This is a genomic window from Ruminiclostridium papyrosolvens C7 (assembly GCF_000421965.1).
Taxonomy (GTDB): domain Bacteria; phylum Bacillota; class Clostridia; order Acetivibrionales; family DSM-1351; genus Ruminiclostridium; species Ruminiclostridium papyrosolvens_A.
Genome location: NZ_ATAY01000019.1, coordinates 62,195 through 83,151, shown reverse-complemented (window position 1 = coordinate 83,151; position 20,957 = coordinate 62,195). Strand labels below are relative to the sequence as shown.

Genomic DNA, 20,957 nt, shown 5'->3' with positions numbered 1-20,957 from the left:
TTAGCTACTTTTCAGTAGTTATGCAAACTCCCTTTTACATTTTTTAGTTATAATGCTTGTGTCAATATAATTTTCTTCAACTGAACATAATCAATAGCATCAACTGTACCGCTAGCATCTATATCTGCCGCTTTCAGCGCATCTCCTGCAAGAACTTTGATTCCCAACAAATGCATTTTTAACAATGTCAAATCCAAAGCATCTATAGCTTTATCACTATTTAGGTCACCCGGTTTAATTGTCGGCTCAGGAGTATTTCCTCCCGGTGTAGTTCCATCAGGCTCAACACCACCGACTAGAACGCCATTGTCATAAACACAGATATTGTCTGCCTTTTCAGGTGTACCTTTCCAGCTGTCCTCAACAACTTTTAAGCCCTGATGGCTCCAGTCATCAGTAGGATTCCAGTAATTTTGCCAAGCATATGTACCTATAGCAAACTGATATTTCTTGTTGGAATTTGCAATTACATAATTAGGCCATTTTACTTCTATATAATAAATTTTATCTTTATAGAGGTGTGGCCCTGAAATTTCAGCTGCATAATCTGTTTCTGCAGCCGTCTGGTCATACAACTGTCTCATTTCAATTTTGTTAGGGTCAAGTGATGTCATTCCTGTAGAATCGAAGTAGTATCTTACAGAAATATTTTTTGAAGTTTTAGAAACATTGGATTTTACATATAAAGTAACTTCAGTTGCTTTTGGTCCGTCAGATTGAGCTACATCCACACAGAAACCTTCCACCCAATATGCGGAACCGGAAGGGTCTTCAGGATTGTCTTCGGCTGGTGGTGGTGGGAAATTAGGTGTAACCTGCATTGTTGAGTTTCCGAAGTATCTGTAAATACCTGCACTAGCTCCGACAAAGGCAGCATTATAGTCTATAGTTACTTCATTGTACACGTAGTCTGAGGTAATATCCTTATGTTGGTCACTGGCATCAGGGCCTCCAACCAATGCACCATAAAGAACATATTTCTGAGGGCCGGTTCCTTCGGCAGTAGCATATCCAGATGCAGCCCTGTGGTGAGGATATTTTACGGAATTATCACTGTATCCTACTACATAACAGCGATTTAACGGATTGTTTCCTAACAGGTAATCCATCTGTGACTTAGCCCATTGGCTGTATTTTGATGGAGTATCGCCATGATTCTTATCATAAACAAGTGCTAGCAGCTGGGTAGCTGTATTATATCTTGCAGAACCCCATTGATTCAGGAAAGCGTATCCGGCAGGTGATATTGTAACATTTTTACCTGACATCCAACCATCTACTGTCTTTGCTATCTGACTCCAAAAATTAATTTCTTCATATGGGCTCTTATTTGTAGCAGTTTTGTATCTGTCTTCCAATACTTGTCCGTTTTTATCAATTAAGTCATCTATTTCAGCAATAATACATGCTGTACCTGCCCAAACATCGTTCCAGCAATGTGTCCAGCATGAAGGTGCATAGTAATCAAAGTTCTTTAGAGTTTCGTCAAGGTAATGGTCATCCTTTGTTGCCAAATACAGCCATGATGCAGCCCAGCAGTAATCATCCTGCCATTTTGATGATGTGTAATAGCCTTTAGGTCCGTCTGTGTTTACTGATTTGCTGGGACATCTTTCTGCAAATTGGAATAAGGCTTTAGCATATTTAAGGGATTTTTCTGCATATGCTGGGTCTTCGTCCTTAAAATTCATGTAATTAACTGCAAGTGAAGCAGCTGCTGCTGACACACAATCGGTTGAAGGCATTGCATCAGTTGCAAACCAGCCTCTTCTGAACATTTCATCAACTTCAGGTGCTTGCCAGTATGCATGGTCTACATCCCCGTCTCCAACCTGGTAGCAGAATGCTATAGCCTTACCGGTAGAATCAAGGAAAGTGCTTTTCATAAAGTAATCATTGAAATATCTTAATATTGTTTTAATATGGCTGTCTTGTCCTGTTGTAACATATTGATTCCTGAATTCATAAAATCCCCATCCGAGGGTTGAACCGGAGTATGCTTCAGGCATACCGAATTTTACGTGGTCACCTGCATCATGAAAACCACCGGAAACATCCACCATTCCGTCTCCGTCAGGGTCAAGTACACTCTTATTTTGGCTTATAAAGCTATCTGTCATATTTGTATTTTTTGAATCTAGCGGTAGTTTTGCATCGTAAATATGGCAATCATTTCGCCAAGTGTATTGGTTTTTTTCGCTAACTTCGGTACCGCACATATTTGCATCGTAAAAATATTGTGAGTACTGTAATAATTTTGCATAGTTGTAGTCTGTACCTGCTGCACTTACATTCATAACGGTGAATGAAGTTACAAGCATAGCAAGGATAACAATGCTCATTATAGAAGCTCTTGTTACCTTTAAAATCGATCCTTTTTTCATATTATATCTTCCTTTCTTTAAATAACAAAAAAATCAATTACTTTCCACTTGCGGGAAAGCTGGAAATTTCACCTGTCAGAAATTTCTTCATATATACAAAATCTATAGCATCTACAGAACCGTTACCGTCAACATCCGCTGACTTTATACTCTGATTGTTGTCTAATATACATTTTTTTAATAAAGCAAGATCAATTGCATCGATTAGTTTATCTCCATTCAAATCACCGTACATGATTGTCGGAGTATCCCCGCCTGACGGGAATGGGTAAGTTTCAAGATCAGGAAGCTCGTCCAGTGTGATACAGTAATCGCTGGTATACATTTGTTTTAGCCAATCAACCGGATTATTTTGCTCTCCTGTAAGATACCATCCGTACCAAGGGCAGAAATACAACCAGCCGGCCATCTCATTTGTAAGGTTAGAAACCTGCGGAATTGTATCATTTTCACTCATGGTCACAAGCTTCTTACCATTGGTGAGTTTAACCATATTATAGAAGGTTGAAGAAATAGCACTTCCGTTTGGCAGTCCATCCTTGGCATTGTATTTGTCATAACCAAGAATATCAACTACATCATCACCAGGATACCATTTTGAAGATGTGTCATATGTATAGGATGTCCAAACCCATATGATATTGTTTAAATGATATTCATTTGTAAATTTGTCGTATAACAGCCTGTACAGCTTAACACAATTCTCAGGGCCTTCGGCACCCCACCAGAACCATCCACCTTCTGCCTCATGGAGTGGTCTGAAAAGTACAGGTACACCTGCATTCTGAAGCTGTTTGAATTTTCCTGCCATAAATTCAATATCGTTAAGCAGCGCGGTATTTTCGGCAGTTCCCGATGTCAGAGCCTTTGATATACTGAAAGTTGTGCTTTCTGTATAGAAGTTGTTATCAGCTTTTTTGCCGATATTTCCGGGTGAAAACCAGTGCCAGCAAACTGTTGGTATACCGCCTTTATTTTTGTACCAGTCAATGACACGTTCGGCACAAAGATCATCCCATAACAAGCCATTGCCTCTGTAGTTCATAAAGTCAAACCCTCTTAATGCTGGCAGCTTACCTGTCTTGTCCTTAATATAGGTAAACTCTGCCTCTGAGCCGTCATAGTTATGAGACCCGCAAAGTTCCTGCTGTCCTGAGATGATATGCTTTCCATAAACGTCAACAAGATAGCTCATAAGTGCTTTTGCTTCTTTTGTAGCATCAGGGTTAACCAGCTTTTTTTCAACTTTCAGACCCGTAATACTTTCATCTGCAGGCTTAACAATAAGGTAGTCAAAAAAAGTGTATCCCCAGTAACTTTCAAATTCAATATTGTTAGTACCCTTGTTGAGCTTGACAATTCCTGCAGACATTTCCTTCCAACTCAGAGTGTACGGAAAGCTAACCTCTCCCTGATTGGAATCGTTGACATTGAGATACTGCACCTTCTTGGTCTTGTCATATGGTTGTGCATAGCGGACAACCAATTCGTAAAGTCCTGCCTGGTCAATGTCAACATTAACAGAAGTGCTTGTTCCCTTTTGTCCGATAAAACTACAAGTTGCACCACTTAGGTCGAATGTCAGGCCATCATCGGTTTTCCCAATATAGTCCGTATGAATTTCAGCATTATTCTGAACGCCGTTTTCAAATTCATACTTTACACCTTCTGCTGACATGGCACTTGCAGGAACATTTGCAACTGACATTAATGGTATCAGTGCTGTCAATCCCAATACTAAGAAAACCTTTAAAAAGAATTTTTTATCCATGTTTAATCCCCTCCTTTCAATAATTTAATTTTAACTACATTATGTCATTTTACATAAATGTCATAAAATAGCTTTATATACATATATTATTACATTTTCGTGCTTCTTACAATTGATTAAAAAAAGTAATTTTTTATAATAAATTAGAGGATTTTGGAAGCTAGGTGTTTAATTATATATAGTGGGTTTTTTTAACATTAAATTTTTGCCGCATAGCGGTCAAAACAGGAGGTAAAAAATGTATAGGAAGTTTGTTAATGCACTTGTTGTTGTTGCATTAGTATTAACGTCGGTGATTCCGGCCGCAAATACTTTTGCAGCGACTACAAAGACAGCCACTCCGGAAACATATGTTGCAAAGGTGGGAACTGAAAAGATTTCAAAGGAAGAATACAACTTTTTTCTTAAAGATGCCATTTCAATGATACAAAGCTATTTTAATTCATATAATGTTGATTGGAATGCAAGTATTAACAATATGAAAGCATCTGAATATGCGAAAAAACTAGCTCTTGATAACATCGTAGATTTTAAAATTCAGCTTTCAAAGGCTAATGCTACAAAAACAACATTAACTAAAAAGGAAACGGATGAATTCAACTCTAATATGAGTTCGTATCTAAGTTCTCTTGCATCAACAGCCGTAGATCAAGAAAAGGTTATTAAAAATGAGACAGGATTTACCCTTTCTCAATTCAAAAGTTTTTATAACAACGCCTACATAGTAAGAAAATTTGCATCAGAGACTCAAAATAAGTATAAATGCACCGATACTGAGCTTAAAAATTTTTATAATAGCAACAAAGATAAGTTTTACAAGGTAATTGTAGGACATATACTGTTCCTGACCACAGACGAAAACAATCAATCCACTCCCGAAAAAGACGCCGAAGCAAGAAAAAAAGCAGAAGACACCTTATTAAAAATTAATGATCCCAAATCGGATTTTGCAGCACTTGTAAAAGAGCTTTCAGAAGATCCGGGTTCCAAAGAAACAGGCGGAAAATACACCGTAATGAAAAACGACCAGTTTGTACCGGAATTTCAGAACTGGGCAATAGATACGGCAAAGAAAGTCGGAGATACGGGTATTGTTAAAACCTCATATGGCTATCATGTAATGAAGCTAATGAAAATTTACTCATTTACGCAATTAAAAGATGATATAAAAAGCAGCTATATTACCAAAAAATATGATGATGATTTAAACGCTTGGAGAAAAGACAAAAAATATAAAGTAGTAAAAAATGAATCGGTATTAAATGCAATAAAAGTGCCTTAAAGAATTCAAAAAATGGATTGTTGAAAAACAATCCATTTTTTAGTCTATTTTTTTAGTCTATCTAGTTAGTTCAGCCATGCAAATCCAAATCATCAGCATTACTATCGGAAAAACACAAATGTTGTCTGGTATCAAAGCCTAATTTATGAATCTCTGAACAGACAAAGTCAATGCGAGTTGGTGTTATTTTAATAAGGTACAAGGTGGTTGGAAGCTTTTTCAGTTTCTGGGCGGAAATATTCTTCAAAGCCAACAGCTCCATGTATTCACTTGTCCAGGGTTCCACAAGTTCTGCCACACCGTTTACCTGCATACCGCCCAAATGATCGAGCCCTGTATACTCATCGTAGATGACAAGGCAGACATTTTTATTTCCCTCCAGCCCCCTAAATTTCAGACCACCCTCAGAAAGCAGCCAGAATGTACCGTCTTTATAGGTGTATTCGATTGGCGTGCAACGGACAAAATCACTGAAGCCTGTTGCTAAGGCACAAGTATTATGTGTCATAATAAACTCCTCTACCCTTGTCAAAAGTTCATCACGGTTCATCTGAAACGCCTTTTCTTCCTTTTCGGTCCAATAGGAAGCCGCCTTATTATAATCCATAAAAACACACTCCTTATTTTATTACCCTTAATTAGCTCCTACAGCTAGAGTAACACATAAAATCTGTCAACTCAACAGCTATATGGTATTTATTTCCTTGACCCGGGCAGACATAAAGCCCCTTACCATGCTCACTAAAAAGGAGCATCGCTTACCTCTTTTAAGGTACGATGCTCCTTTTTGTTTATAGCACAGTACTACTTCATCTTAGAAAGTAGTTATTATACCTAATATAAACTTTTTCATTAAAGCGAAATCGAGAGCGTCTACTTGACCATCTCCGTTAACGTCAGCATTAGTAAGAGCTGTTCCTGAAAGTTTTGTAGCTCCTACTAAATGTGATTTTAGTGCTGCAAAGTCTAAAGCATTGATACTTCCATCAGCATTTAAATCACCTTTTACTACAGGCTGAGTTCCGCCGCCAACGTTAAGTGACATAGTAGTAATGTCCGCTTTACCGCTGCTTTGGTATCCTTCTACAACGAGTGAAACTTCATACATCTTACCCATTGTCATACCCATCTTTTCCCATGCTTTGAAGTGTTCACTTACGGATATTGTTCCGCTTGTACGTTTCGATGTCCTAACACTCCAATACTGCTCAAAAGTTGCAGTACCTTTAATTGAAGGTTGGTTTACACGAGTAGTCTCGTATACGTCATATGTAGCGCCATCAACAGTAATGGTTCCCTTTGATGTAGCTCCAGGTGGCCTCCAGCTGCCCCAGCTATCGATGATGTAATACTCTACAAGTGGGCTGCTTGTCCAACCATAGACAGCCAAGTATGAATTTCCTGATGGTTGATAGTTTGCTGCGTAATCCAATGAGATGGTTCCAAGTTGCTGATGTGTCTGAGTCTCATTGTACTTTTTACCAGTACGGAATAATGCATTATTGATATTACTCCACTGGCAGCTGAACTTGCCGCCACCATTTAAAGTCATACTTGTAGTACCATTATCCTTCCACAACTCGTAATTGTATCCGTCAATGGTTCCGGTTTGATTTTCAGTAATCGTTGTTGCTGCCTGTACATTTAAAGCAAAGGTACAACATGCGATTGATAAGCCCAAAGTCAGGGCCTTCATTATTTTCTTTTTCATTTAATATCCTCCTTTCTTATAAATTTTTTGTTACTTTTCCAATTATATCATAATTTACAATCATTATCTACTATTTGGTGCAATTTCCACAAATAAAGTTAAAAATTTTCCGTAATGTTTATGAATATTTACCATTTAATCCCACAGCTTATACGATCCTTAAATTACATTTCCATAAGTAGTTTAATATCAGCATCTACTGTTCCAATCCCTCCAATGCCAAAGTTATCTACAAGAAATTTTGTAACGTTTGGAGATAAGAATGCCGGCAGTGTAGGGCCAAGATGAATGTTCCTGACACCCAAATACAGCAAGGCAAGAAGAACTAATACTGCTTTTTGTTCATACCATGATAAATTATATACAATTGGAAGGTCGTTAATATCCTGAAGTTCCAATACTTCTTTTAATTTCATTGCAATCATTACAAGTGAATATGAATCATTACACTGACCTGCATCTAGCACTCTGGGAATTCCTCCGATGTCTCCAAGGTCTAATTTGTTATAACGGTATTTAGCACACCCGGCTGTAAGAATAACGGTATCCTTTGGAAGTTTTTTTGCGAATCGGGTGTAATACTCTCTGCTTTCCATTCTTCCGTCACATCCTGCCATTACAAAAAACTTTTTTATGGCTCCGGTTTTTACTGCATCTACTACTTTATCAGACAAAGCAAAAACTTGATTATGTGCGAATCCACCTACTATATTTCCTGCTTCAATCTCTACAGGTGGTTTCAGAGTTTTTGCAAGTTCTATTATTTTAGAAAAGTCTTTTTTACCGTCAGAATCAGTATCAATATGGATACAGCCCGGAAAGCCCGAAATTCCTGTAGTAAAGATTCTTGACTTTACTTCTTCGTTAATTGGCGGGACTATGCAGTTTGTGGTAAAAAGAATTGGCCCGTTAAAGGAAACGAACTCGTCTTCTTGCTTCCACCATGCATTGCCGTAATTTCCGGCTAGATTACTATATTTCTTAAATGCCGGATAATAATGTGACGGCAGCATTTCACTATGAGTGTAAACATCAACCCCTGTTCCCTGAGTTTGTTCAAGAAGCTGTTCCAGGTCGGTCAAATCATGGCCGGATATAAGAATACCGGGATTTTTCCTTACTCCTATATTAACTTTTGTTATTTCCGGATTACCGTACTTGGAAGTATTTGCCTCATCTAAAAGTGCCATTGCGTTAACACCTGCCTCACCCGCCTTCATGGCGAGGGTAACAAGGTATTCAATTGTAAGGTCTGTTTTCAGTGTTGCTTCCAGTGCTTCATAGATAAAAGCGTAGAGAGTTTCAAGTTCCCTCCCGAGATTCAATGCATGATAAGTATATGCAGCCAGCCCCTTTATCCCAAATAAAATAAGGTGTTTCAGAGACCTGACATCCTCATTATCCTTGGGTATCATACCGACATATGACGCTTTATACACCATATCGTTTGCGGTTGCTATTTCAAATGTGGCCGCATCATTTAGATTTTCTACAGATACTTTACTTCTTAATTCATTTCTGATACAAAGCATTTGATTAATTTTTCTTATAATAATATCATCATCAAAATTAGCATTTGTTATTGTCATAAACAAACTTTTTATAACTTCATAGTTTACATAAGATATGCTTTTAATGTCAAGCTTTCCTATTATTATAATTTCTGAAATTCCTTTAAGAGTATATATTAAAAGATCCTGCAAATCTGCAAGGTCTTCACTTTTGCCGCAAACACCACCAAATTCACAGCCTTTGTTTCTCCCAGTTTCCTGACATTGGTAGCAAAACATGCCCATGACAAATCCTCCTGAATAATAGTCTCTTGGCTTTAATACTATAATCATACAAGAAAACTATTTTCAGAGTTGTTGCAAATGCAACAAGGTCTATGATTTTGGCATTACAGATTATATACGTAATCTAATCCATTCCAATATATCTCTTATAACCTCTTGGCGTGATACCTCTCTTAAAATACTGTGCCGCAGATTTTCATATATCTTATATCGTAAATTTTTTATGCCAATAGCCGTCAACTGAGTATATTTTTCCTTTATGCTTCGGCCATATTGGCTCATGGCATCCATTCCACCACTTAAAAGTAAAATTGAACAGGAACTTGAAATATTATGCCAGTTTGCAGTTTCATTGGTTTCTTTTACAGATTTAAAAAAATCGCGATAAAACTCATTGCTAAACAAAACAAAAGTGGACGGCAACGCAAGTGATTCTTTTACCATATTTTCATCACTTGTTATCCAGTCCAAATCTGTTTTAACAGGCTCAAAGGGTTTATTAATACCTGAAAATAAAGTTTGAAATGCATCTGTACAAGGTGCTTTGAGTCCTCTTGATTCAATCTCCCTATTTACAATAGCAAGCAATTCATTAATATTGTCCAGATAAGGAATACCTGTAAGAACAAGGCCAATAAGCTGTTCACTATATTTTATAGCAAATAATTGTGCTACCAGAGAGCCTAAACTATGCCCCAGCAATACTACTTTGTTGTAAGAATTATCTCTTTTGACGGCTTGAAGTAGTTCATTTAAATCTTCCACCATATTATGCATACTGTCTTTACCGGGATTGCCACCCTTTTCTCCAGCCGTTTTACCGTGTCCTCTGGCCTCAGGAATAACCACATCAAACCCATAGCCTATTGCTTCAGTACAAAAATCATCATAATAATCTGCTGTTTCTCCAAGGCCGTGTGCTATCAGTATAAGTCCTTTTTTCTGACTTTTTATAGAATACCAGTGCTTTACATATAATGTGGTTCCATCAAAGGAAGAAAAATAAAAACTTTGTGAGTTTCCCATTGATGCATTACCTCCCTATCAAACAAAATGACAACTGACATGATGCTTTAAAGAATCGTTTCCTTCAATACATTTTAATTCAGGGACCTCTCTTTTGCATTTTTCCTTGGCTCCAGGGCAACGGCTGTAAAACACGCAGCCTTTTTCTAAAATATCTTTATCTACTTTTTCATTTAGCTCTGCTTCTTTATCCATACGTGAAAAAACAGTTGCACCTGACATTTCAGGAACAGACGAAAGCAAAACCCTTGTATACGGGTGCAAAGGCAATCTGTAAATTTCTTCTGCTTTTGCAAGTTCAACTATTCGGCCGGAATACATTACTGCTACTCTGTCACACAGATAGTAAATTACATTCAGGTCATGAGAAATAAATAAAAATGATAACTGCAGACTATCGTGCAGGTTTTTTAAGAGATTAAGTATTTGAGACTGTATAGAGACATCAAGTGCTGAAACAGGTTCATCTGCAATAATCAGCCTGGGTTTAAGCATCAGGGCACAGGCTATACTTACACGCTGTCTCTGTCCTCCACTTAGCTCTCTGGGATATCGTTCATAGTATGATGAATCAAGACCCACAATCTCCAGTATTTGGACTACTTCGTTCTTCCTTTCTCTTTTACTGCCAATTTTATGGATCCTGAGAGGCTCTTCAAGTATCCAGCCTACCTTTTTGCACGGGTTTAAGGAACTTAATGGGTCTTGAAAAATCATTTGCACTTTTTTGCATAATGTCATACTTCTTTTTTTACCTACAATTTCTCCATCAATTGCAATGGTGCCGTCTGTTTCCACTAGCCCTGCTATTGACCTGCCAAGTGTTGATTTTCCACAGCCGCTTTCTCCTACAAGACCAAAAATTTCACCATGTCTGATATTAAATGAGACATTTTTCAGAACCTTTAGTTTTGCTTTATTATAATAATTACTGAGATTATTAATTTCTAAGATGTAGTTAGATTTTTCAGTCATTTTATTCACCTGTTTCCCCAGCTAAAAAACAGCTCACCTTATGGTTATGGGTTATTAAAGTATATTCCGGCTTAGTTTTAAAACATCTTTCTTTGGCCTTTGTACAACGCTTTGCAAAATAGCAGCCTTCCTTTTTTTCAGTTATGCCGGGAACCTTACCCGGTATATTTACAAGGCTAAGACCTTTTTTGTCCTTTGTGGGAATAGAGTCAATCAGTCCTTTTGTATATTGGTGTTGGGGTTTGGAAAAAACACTCTTTGTGTCTCCTTCTTCAATTATGTTTCCGAAGTACATCACAGCTACTCTGTCGCAAATACGGCTTATAACACCTAAATCATGTGAAATAAATATAATTGCACAGCCATAGGTTTTATTTATGTCCTGCAATAAATTCAAAATCTGTGACTGTATTGTAACGTCCAGCGCAGTTGTAGGCTCATCTGCAATAACCAGTTTCGGCTTGCAGATTATTGCAGATGCTATCATAATTCGCTGCCTCATTCCTCCCGATAATTGGTGAGGATAACAGTTTACCAATTCTTCCGGATTATTAAGGCCTACTTTTTTTAATATATTAAGAGTTTCTTTTTGTATTTCATTCTCTGTTAAATCAGTGTGTATTTTTAGATTCTCAGAAACCTGCCTGCCTATCTTCATTAATGGATTCAATGAAGTCAAAGGTTCCTGAAAAACCATGGAAATATCTTTTCCCTTCATTTTTCGGAATTCCTTTTTATTTAAATTCAACAGATTAACTCCGTCAAACATTATTCTTCCACTTGAAATTTTAACGTTTTCCGGCAGAAGACCTGCTATTGAATGTGCAAGCAAGCTCTTACCACAACCGGATTCTCCAACGATTCCATAAATTTCACCTTTTTTCACACTAAAATTTATACCATCAACAAAGGTTAAGTTCGTATTTTGATTTTTTATGTCTATAGCTAGATTTTCCGCTTCCAGTAATATATCCGACATTGTCCCTCCAGTATGATATTTATCAATTAAGTCTTTTACGAATACCTTCTCCAAGAAAATTAAAGCCCAGTACAGTAATGATTATAAACATCCCGGGTACAAATGCGCTGAGAGGTGAATGGAACAAATGAGTTTGTGCTTCGTATAGCATACGTCCCCAACTTGGTATAGGTGGTTGAATTCCAAGTCCCAAATAGCTCATTCCCGATTCAGCCAATATAGCGTTGGACAGACCTACCACAATTGCCGAAAGCAGCGTAGGATAAAGATTTGGCAGAATATGAACAAACATAATTCGTAATGGTGATGCACCTATTACCTGAGCAAGCTTTACAAATTCATTATTTTTATATTGTAGCGTGCCGCTTCTTACGATTCTTGTAAAACTTGGTACAAACAGTATGCACAATGCTACAATAATAGTGTATTTACCCTGATTAAGGACAGTTACCATAACTAACGCAAGTAAAATGGCAGGGAATGAGTTTATGGCGTCAATAATCCTCATAATGATTTCGTCGGCCACACCTCCCAAATAACCGGCTGTAAGTCCTAAAATTATTCCGAACAATGTTCCAGACGATACAGTACATATTGCAACAAAAAGTGTAAACCGGGCCCCTGTTATTACACGGCTGAAAATATCCCTTCCGAAGTTGTCAGTACCAAGTAAATGTTTGATTGACACCCCGTTAAATCTATGTGATATATCCATTGTGTATGGGTCATAAGGTGTATAAAAAAAGCTGCTAACAGCTAGAGAAATTACTATACCTATTATAAAAAAGCCAAGTTTCATATCAAAATCATTTTTTTTATTCATGCCTATGTCCTTACTTTATTTTTATCCTCGGGTCAATTAACTGTAATGCTATATCAACTGCAAAATTAATAAATACTACAATAAAAGCAATATAGATGGCAAGTGATTCGATTACAGGTAAATCCCGGAAGGTTATTGATGAAATCAGTAAACGACCTATACCCGGTAATGCAAACACCTGCTCTATTACTATGCTGCCTGACAAGATTTCAACAATTATCATGCCGAATAAAGTCATTAAAGGTGCTAAAGCATTTCTGAAAACATGTCTGCACAGGACAGCAATGTCCCCGTTGCCTTTACTGTAGGCAGTTCTGACATAGTCTGCATTCATTTGACCTATAAGAGATGTCCTTAAAAATTTTACCGATATTCCTATATTTGGTATTGCAATTGCCAATGCAGGGAATATCAAATAATTCAAAAAGCCTATAAAATTTTCATGATAATCCACATATCTTCCCGGTGAAAACAATTTAAAAACAATTCCGAACAGCCATATGAAAATGACTCCCAGAAAGAAATTTGGAACTGATACACTAAACATTGTTACCGTGCTGATAATCTTATCAATTAATTTGTTTTTCCACTTTGCCGCAAATATACCAAGGGGTATTGAAAAAAGCACAATAAGTGAAAATGATATAAAAGTCAGCCATGCAGTTACGGGAAAGCTGTTGGAAATCAGCGAATTAACCGGTCTTGAATACTGAATTGAGTTTCCGGCATTAAACTTTAATAATCCTGATAACCAGTCAAAATATCTGACGGGCAAGCTTTCATTTAATCCTAACTGCGTTCTTAAAGCCGTTATTCTTTCCGGTGATGCCTGTGTTCCCAGAATTAATTCCACAGGATCACCGGGAATAATATCAAATGCTATAAAGGTTAAAACCGATACTAAAAACAGGGTCAAAAGTAGAGTTACAAATCTTCTGAGTATGTATTTCATTTTGATTCACTAGTATAATACAGGGTTGAAGCATCAAAGACATATAACGGGTATGGTGTAAATCCTGATATATTTTTTCTTAGTGCAGTCAATGCCGCAATATCCTGAATATACACACTTGCAGCATCTTTGGATAACATTTGCTGTGCCTCCTTGTACAATTCTACCCTTTTTGAAGCATCCGATTCATCTTTTGCTTTCTTGTAAATTGAATCAAACTCTGAACTCTTATAGTTTATAAAATTTGATGCATTGGTTGAAACATATCTTTCCAAGTAACTTCTGGGGGATACATTGATTCCATCTACAGAAATAATAGTAGCTTCGTATTGTCTTTCCTTATAGACCTTACTTAACCAGGTAGCCCAATCCACCTGTTTTATAGAAGCAGTAATACCAATACTTTTCAGCTGATTTACGATTACTTGTGCTGAATCCACATGAACCTGGTAATTTGATGGTACAGAGATTGTAAAGCTAAAACCGTTGGGATAACCAGCATCACTTAACAATTGTTTTGCCTTTTCTAAGTCCTTTTTATATGCATTAGTCAGGCTTGAATCAAAGTAAGTCCTTAAACCCGGTATTACCGGTGTTCCGACTCTTGTACCTTTTCCATATACCACAGTTTCTATTATTTCGTCAGGGTCCACTGCATAACTGATTGCCTGACGTACTTTAATATTGTCAAAAGGCTTTACGGCATTATTTAGATTTAATTGCTGTACCGAATTGGAATTTGCCTGTTCAATCTTAAAGGTATTGGGATCAAGCTGCTTGGACAGGGTCTGATCATTATAAACTGTTGACCCGTCTATGCTCCCTGCTTGTAATTCCAACAACAAAGCATTTGTATCAGATGCAATTTTAAAAGTTACTTTATCAAGATGAGGTAATTCTTTCTGCCAGTAATTGGGGTTTTTCTTTAATATTAAGGATTGTTGAGGTGTAAAAGAATCAAATACAAATGGGCCTGTTCCTATTGGATGGACATCGCCATCTGAATAATCCTTTGGTACAATGGAAATAGTCAGGTATGGTAAAAAATCACTATCGGCACTCTTCAGATTAACCTTTATAGTAGAAGCATCGGGTGCATCCACTGACTTAACATTATCCATACCTGCCACCGATAAGCTCATAGCCTTTTCCAGAGAATATTTAACATCGGCAGAAGTAACATCACTTCCATTATGGAATTTTAATAATTTTCTTATCTTAAAGCTATATGTAAGAGAGTCCTTGGAAACCTCATAGCTTTCAGCTACCGCAGGGATAATATTCCCATCCTTATCGGATTTGACAAGACCTTCAAAAATATTAAAAAGAATCTCACGTGTCTCTGCAGCCGATGCAAGATATGGATCAAGATGATCCGGCTCAGTTGTTATACCAAATATAAAGTTTCCTCCGTTCTTCACAGTACCTTCCGTGTTGGTGTTGGTTATCGGAGAAGGATTATTGCTGCTGCATCCTGTAACTCCTAAAAGGAAAGAAAGGGATAAAACCAAAACTAATGTACCCTTTAACTTTTTTGCTAAATACATTTTATGTTCCTCCTTTAACTTTTTTATTCTTAGCTGTTTATCCTTCAATTTTCTGCAAAAGTTCGGGTAATTCCATTAAATCGTATATTATATAATCTGGCGTGGATTGTTTAATCCATTTCGTCTTCAGACGGTTAATCCAACAGGTTTTTATTCCTACATTCTTTGCTCCGATTACATCAGAGGGACTGTCTCCGATATGCAATATTTCCTGTCTTTCAATACACGTTTCTGAAAGTACCTTTTTAAAAAATCTGTCTTTTTTATCCTGCTTATATGCTTTTAAATCCTCAGATATAAATTTCTTGTCAAATTCTATTTTAGATAACAATGGGTCAATCATTATATGATCCGCATCACTTGATATCCATAACTGACAAGAATGATTCCACTGGTTTAAAAATTCAGAAGCATCATTAAAGAAACACGCCTTTGAGTGTTCTTCCATCAAAATGTCAGCTGCTTCTTCAGCTAAATAATTGTAGTTGTTAGTATGTTTTATAAGTAAAAATACATTTGTAAAAATTGTTCTCAAGTTGATAAATTCATTTCTCTCATAAACCTTTCCCATTACTTTACTTAAAAATATGTAATAATCCTGTATGTATTTTTTTATTGAATCCGGATGGTATTCTTCTCCTAATATCGCCATCCAGATATTTTCAGCTCTTTTATCCACATTGATTAGTGTTTGAAACATATCAATGCTAATAGCAGATATTCTCATTTATATTAAGCTCCCCTTTTAACGGATATCGGCCAAATTTTCTGGCTGATTCAAGCAACGCATAAATATTTTCTTCCGGCGTATCGATTGGCATACCGCAACCAAGACCCAGTACAAATCCTTTCGGATTATCATAAGCTTTTTGTATGCATTTTTTCGCCTCAATACAAATTTCAAGAGGAGATCCTGACAACATTACCTTAGTAGGACTTATATTTCCATACAATGCAATCTTAGTGCCTATTTCATTTTTAGCAGCTTCCATATCCACCTTTTCATCAAGACTGATTATCCCTGCTCCCGTGTCTGCAATCTGTCCCAGCAATTTTGTAGTGTTTCCGCAGATATGTAATAATGGAGTTTCTTTTGTCAAATTTACGACATTTTGTACTAGTTCTTTTAGAAACGGAAATTCAAATTCTTGAAAAAACGAATCACCTATAAGAGATGCCACAGGGTCTGAAATACTAAATTCAACCCCTAGTTTTGAGGCTTCATTCATATATTCAACAGTACACCTTAATGAAAATTCAATTATTTCCTTTGCAAACTCCGGATTTTCATATAAATCAATCATTAAATTCTCTATTCCCCTCAAATTGGATGCAGTTGTCAACGGACCGGGAATTTCAGATACAATAGGAAGTTCGTTTCCCAAACATTCCAAGAGTTCCTCAAGTGCTTCTAATATAATATTTAATCTTCCGCTTTTTCGGGGTTCGGGAATCTCCAACCTCTTATAATCACCGTAATCATTAATGATATGTTCAGATATGTAAGGTGTGTCATGTTTAGGATAAATTACTTTACAGCCCACCGCTTCGGCTATACCGTTTACTACTGGTCCGGTACCGGCAGACTGTATTTCATAAACTTGTCGAGCCTGAATTTGGGATTTTACAATTTGTTTGGAAGATAAATATAAATCAGAAACACTGTCTCCCACCAATTTATATATATAATCTCCAGGACAAAGACCGCAAGGTATTCTGTCAATAGCCTGCTGATGTTTAAATGCGTACATTCTTTCCCTTGGTGTCATTTGATCCACACACACTACTCATTCCTCCCGTTTCCAATAAAATCCCTTCAACAAAAAGCAATGAACATCAGCTGATATTCTAATTTCTACATAATTAGATTTACTTTTTATAAATATTTTGTAATTATTATCCTAATTATACTTTAATTGGTTGATGATGTCAATCTGCGTCCCATACCGCTAATACAGTAACAAAAAGCCGCAAAAAACATCAAAAGATGAATTTTGCGGCTATGAATTATTTATATTTACATGATTTCTAAATTACTCTTTTTGCTCCAATATAAGTACCCCTGTATTCAGACAGCTTTTGTACACGGACTTTGCCGTTTGATGAAGATGCATGAATAAAGGTATCACCACCAATATAAATTCCGGCGTGGTCTATTTGTCCTGATGCTTTTCTACTTGAAGCATCAAAAAACAAGATATCTCCTGCCTTTAACTGAGCCTTTGATACCTTAACTCCGTTGGAATACATACCTTGTGCCGACCTGTTAAGATTGACATCGAACTTTTTGTATACGTAGCCTACAAAACCCGAACAATCAAAACCAGTCTGTGGATTCGTCCCGCCATAAACATATCTGACCCCTTCAAACTCACGGGCATACGCAATTAGTTTGCTGTTTACGGAGCCATCGTCCTCAATGGCAGCAAATGCAACTACACTTGCCGATCTGGAAGTTTTTGTGCTGGCAGATGAAATATTCACAAATTTAGATGATACATAGCCCACCTTTGAACCTATCTTAACCTTGTTCCAACCCTTTACAACACCGAGAATCTGTACGGAAGTACTCTTTTTAAGCGAGCTTATAACCTTGCCAGAAGTTCCGGCACTTTTCCTGAAATTGACACCATTTGCATTTATAACTCCATTTACAGGCTGCAACTTAACATAATTACCGTTAACCCAGCCGGTTTTCTTGTTATACGAAACCTTGTACCAGCCTTTTGAGAAGTCGGTGACAGTTACTTTTGCATTTGTCAATTTGGTAACAATTGAGGAAGATGTTGTTTGTGCCTTTCTCATTTTTACGTTTGTACCTGTTACTTTTGCAGGCATTGTAGCGGCCATTACAGCCGTAGATGCAAATGCAAAAATCAGGGCAATAATACATCCTGCAAGTGCCTTAGTAATCTTTTGTTTCATTATTCCTCCTATAGTGTGCTTCCGAAGTTAGCTGCCGGGTTCGGGTAATAGGATCACCCTACCATATAAAATGGATTAACCCCCTTTTTCTTGGTTCCTCCGTACTTCGCCATCTATAACGAAGATTCAGCAAATTTTTTTGACTGCTTCTATATAAAATAGATTTCCTTACCACCTCCTTTAATTAAGTCAAAAAATACAAGCAGTCAATATATAATTCGAATTATTGATAAGACTTTGCGGGGTCAAAGCTCTGGTAATATATGTTTATTGCTTTTTCCCCGTTTTCCACTCCTGTTCCTGCCATTCCTCAACAGTATCAAACTTACGGTTATCCATTGGCTCATAACCCTTCAGGCTCAATGAATTCGTTACTACCGATACAGAGCTGAAGGCCATAGCCCCTCCTGCAATCATTGGATTAAGTAATCCCAGTGCTGCGAATGGTATACCTATAATATTGTAGAAAAACGCCCAGAATAGGTTTTGTTTTATTTTGGTCATTGTTTTTCTTGATAGTCTTATGGCAGCTGGAATGGTTCTTAAATCCCCCCTCATAAGGGTAATATCTGCTGCTTCAATGGCAACATCCGTACCTGTGCCTATTGCCAAGCCAATGTCTGCAGTAGCTAAAGCCGGAGCATCGTTTATTCCGTCACCAACCATTGCAACTATTTTGCCTTGTGCTTTTAGCTTCTCTACTTCCTCTGCCTTGTTTTCAGGAAGCACCTCCGCCAGTACATTAGTTATTCCTACAAGCTTTGCAATAGCATTAGCAGTCCTTTCATTGTCACCTGTAATCATATATACGTCAATGCCAATATTTTTCAACTCTGCAATTGCATCCTTTGAACTTTCCTTCAATGTATCCGCAACTGCAACAAGTGCTGTCAGAATATTGTTTATAGACATCAGCATTGCTGTTTTGCCTTCGTCCTCAAGTCTTTCAATAGCAGCTTCAACACTCCCCATATCAATTCCCTGTTCATTCATAAGCTTTCTGGTACCAATATAAATGGTTTTACCGTCTATAACAGACATTACGCCTCTTCCCGGTATAGCTTCAAATTTGTCAGGGTCATTTATATTACCAAGATCTTTTTTACCATGCTCATAAATTGCTACACCCAAAGGATGCTCTGAACTTTTTTCAGTAATTGCCCCAAGCCTTAATATTTCCTTTTCAGTATAGGAAGTGTCTATAACAACTATATCGGTAACTTCCGGCTCGCCTTTTGTAATTGTTCCTGTTTTATCAAGAACTACAGCGTTTAGCTTATAAGCCATTTCCAGATGTTCTCCGCCTTTAATAAGTATGCCGTTTTCAGCACCTTTTCCGGTACCTACCATTATTGCGGTGGGAGTTGCCAACCCAAGAGAACATGGACACGCTATAACCAGAACTGCTACCGCACTTACTATTGCCTTTGTCACATCACCGGTTACCAGCAGCCATATTACAAAGGTTAATACCGCAATTGCCACAACTACAGGAACAAATATACCTGAAACCTTGTCGGCAATCTTCTGAATTGGAGCCTTTGAGCCTTGGGCATCTTCAACCATCTTGATTATTTGTGACAATGCAGTATCCTTGCCTACCTTTGTGGCTTCGAAACGGAAGGTTCCGAATTTGTTTATGGTTGCTCCAATTACAACATCGCCTGCTTTTTTCTCAACTGGAAGGCTTTCACCTGTCAGCATTGATTCATCTATGGATGAATTACCTTCTAATATTTTACCGTCAACAGGTATTTTTTCTCCCGGTCTTACAACAACAACATCACCTGGCAGAACATCTTCTATAGGTATGTCTTCTTCAGTACCGTTCCTGAGTACTCTGGCTGTCTTAGCCTGCAAGCCCATAAGCTTCTTTATTGCTTCTGAAGTTTTACCCTTTGCAACCGCTTCAAGGTATTTGCCCAATAAAATAAGCGTAATAATAACCGCTGCGGCCTCAAAGTAGAGGTCTTTCATCATGCCTTTATGAACTTCCTCAAAGAAAACATTGTAAAGACTGAAAAAATATGCAGCAGATGTACCCATGGCTATCAATACATCCATGTTGGCACTTCTGGATTTCAATGCGTAATATGCATGTTTATAAAATCTGAAACCGATTATAAACTGTACCGGAGTTGCTATTATCATCTGAAAATACTGATTATGAAGCAGCGAAAGCAAAGGGCTGCCCAGATTCAACATTCCCAGAATCATTGCAAGTACAAGAGGAGTACTCAGTACTGCCGATACAATCAGAGAAAGCTTCAAGGATTTTATTTCCTTCTCCCTTTGCTCTTTCTCAGTATCCCTGTTTACCTCCTCGGCCTTTTCCGCCCCATAGCCCAAGCCTTCAACTATTTTAATTATGTCTGAAACTTTTACCGCTGACGGGTCGTATTCAATATTTGCCTTTTCAGTGGCAAGGTTTACGGCTGCTTTAACAATTCCTTCGGTCTTATTAAGCTTTTTTTCAATTTTTGCAGAGCATGCTGCACAGGACATACCGGAAAGCTTTAATTCAACTTTGTTTCCGGATTTTGGGCTTTCTTTTATAACGCCATAACCCAGCTTTTCAATTATTTCCTGAAATTTCGCCGAATCGGTGATACTGTCATCGTATTCAACGGTTGCTTTTTCTACCGCAAAATTAACATTTGCATTATTTACTCCTTCAAGCTTATTCAGACCCTTTTCAATCCTTGCTGCGCAAGCCGCACAGCTCATACCTGTGATTTTAAGGGATTCTTTCCTATCCATTTTATCTGCTCCTTTATTGTTGTAAT

15 protein-coding genes, 1 pseudogene and 1 riboswitch are annotated in these 20,957 nt (G+C 37.4%); of the genes and pseudogenes, 1 reads left to right on the top strand and 15 read right to left on the bottom strand.

Going from position 1 to position 20,957, the window contains the following annotated elements:
• Positions 1-47: 47 nt before the first annotated feature.
• Together L323_RS24935 and L323_RS24930 are read right to left on the bottom strand one after the other, a co-directional pair.
• Positions 48-2,384, bottom strand: a complete 2,337-nt coding sequence (locus L323_RS24935; protein ID WP_020814371.1) for a glycoside hydrolase family 9 protein — start codon at positions 2,382-2,384, stop codon at positions 48-50.
• Positions 2,385-2,421: 37 nt separating this feature from the next.
• Positions 2,422-4,155, bottom strand: coding sequence for a glycosyl hydrolase (locus L323_RS24930; protein ID WP_020814370.1), 1,734 nt, complete (start codon positions 4,153-4,155; stop codon positions 2,422-2,424).
• A 238-nt stretch (positions 4,156-4,393) separates the two neighbouring features.
• Between L323_RS24930 and L323_RS24925 the strand changes: the two genes are divergently transcribed.
• Entirely contained in the window at positions 4,394-5,437 is a 1,044-nt protein-coding gene (locus L323_RS24925; protein WP_020814369.1) for a peptidylprolyl isomerase, read from the top strand.
• A 70-nt stretch (positions 5,438-5,507) separates the two neighbouring features.
• Here L323_RS24925 and L323_RS24920 read toward each other — a convergent pair whose 3' ends face one another.
• The 13 genes and pseudogenes from L323_RS24920 to L323_RS24860 all read right to left on the bottom strand — a co-directional run bounded on the left by L323_RS24920 (position 5,508) and on the right by L323_RS24860 (position 20,931).
• Complete coding sequence (locus L323_RS24920) at positions 5,508-6,044, bottom strand: pyridoxamine 5'-phosphate oxidase family protein (RefSeq protein WP_020814368.1); 537 nt, start codon at positions 6,042-6,044, stop codon at positions 5,508-5,510.
• 210 nt (positions 6,045-6,254) lie between these two features.
• A pseudogene (locus L323_RS24915) lies at positions 6,255-7,148 on the bottom strand (glycoside hydrolase family 11 protein); the annotation flags it as partial.
• 164 nt (positions 7,149-7,312) lie between these two features.
• The gene (gene hcp / locus L323_RS24910) at positions 7,313-8,944 is read right to left on the bottom strand and encodes a hydroxylamine reductase (protein WP_020814366.1); all 1,632 of its coding nucleotides are present in this window, start codon (positions 8,942-8,944) and stop codon (positions 7,313-7,315) included.
• A gap of 111 nt (positions 8,945-9,055) precedes the next feature.
• Positions 9,056-9,970 (bottom strand): alpha/beta hydrolase, encoded by a 915-nt coding sequence (locus L323_RS24905; protein WP_020814365.1) that lies wholly within the window; start codon positions 9,968-9,970, stop codon positions 9,056-9,058.
• An 18-nt stretch (positions 9,971-9,988) separates the two neighbouring features.
• Positions 9,989-10,945 carry an oligopeptide/dipeptide ABC transporter ATP-binding protein gene (locus L323_RS24900; protein WP_031341793.1) on the bottom strand — a complete coding sequence of 319 codons (957 nt, stop codon included), beginning with the start codon at positions 10,943-10,945 and terminating at the stop codon, positions 9,989-9,991.
• Position 10,946: 1 nt separating this feature from the next.
• Positions 10,947-11,924: an ABC transporter ATP-binding protein gene (locus L323_RS24895; protein ID WP_020814363.1), complete on the bottom strand. Its 978-nt coding sequence runs from the start codon at positions 11,922-11,924 to the stop codon at positions 10,947-10,949.
• A gap of 22 nt (positions 11,925-11,946) precedes the next feature.
• The gene (locus L323_RS24890; protein WP_020814362.1) at positions 11,947-12,747 is read right to left on the bottom strand and encodes an ABC transporter permease; all 801 of its coding nucleotides are present in this window, start codon (positions 12,745-12,747) and stop codon (positions 11,947-11,949) included.
• A gap of 10 nt (positions 12,748-12,757) precedes the next feature.
• Positions 12,758-13,699, bottom strand: a complete 942-nt coding sequence (locus tag L323_RS24885; protein ID WP_020814361.1) for an ABC transporter permease — start codon at positions 13,697-13,699, stop codon at positions 12,758-12,760.
• Positions 13,696-15,246, bottom strand: coding sequence for an ABC transporter substrate-binding protein (locus tag L323_RS24880; protein WP_020814360.1), 1,551 nt, complete (start codon positions 15,244-15,246; stop codon positions 13,696-13,698). The genes L323_RS24885 and L323_RS24880 overlap by 4 nt, the downstream gene beginning before the upstream one ends.
• Before the next feature lie 37 nt (positions 15,247-15,283).
• Positions 15,284-15,973 carry an HAD family hydrolase gene (locus L323_RS24875; protein WP_020814359.1) on the bottom strand — a complete coding sequence of 230 codons (690 nt, stop codon included), beginning with the start codon at positions 15,971-15,973 and terminating at the stop codon, positions 15,284-15,286.
• A complete protein-coding gene (locus tag L323_RS24870; protein WP_020814358.1) occupies positions 15,954-17,030 on the bottom strand; it encodes a uroporphyrinogen decarboxylase family protein in 1,077 nt (358 codons plus the stop codon). The genes L323_RS24875 and L323_RS24870 overlap by 20 nt, the downstream gene beginning before the upstream one ends.
• Positions 17,031-17,274: 244 nt before the next feature.
• Positions 17,275-18,171 (bottom strand): C40 family peptidase, encoded by an 897-nt coding sequence (locus L323_RS24865; protein ID WP_020814357.1) that lies wholly within the window; start codon positions 18,169-18,171, stop codon positions 17,275-17,277.
• A riboswitch (cyclic di-AMP (ydaO/yuaA leader) is annotated at positions 18,172-18,313 on the bottom strand. It lies immediately after the preceding gene.
• Positions 18,314-18,438: 125 nt separating this feature from the next.
• A complete protein-coding gene (locus L323_RS24860; protein ID WP_020814356.1) occupies positions 18,439-20,931 on the bottom strand; it encodes a heavy metal translocating P-type ATPase in 2,493 nt (830 codons plus the stop codon).
• Positions 20,932-20,957: the final 26 nt, after the last annotated feature.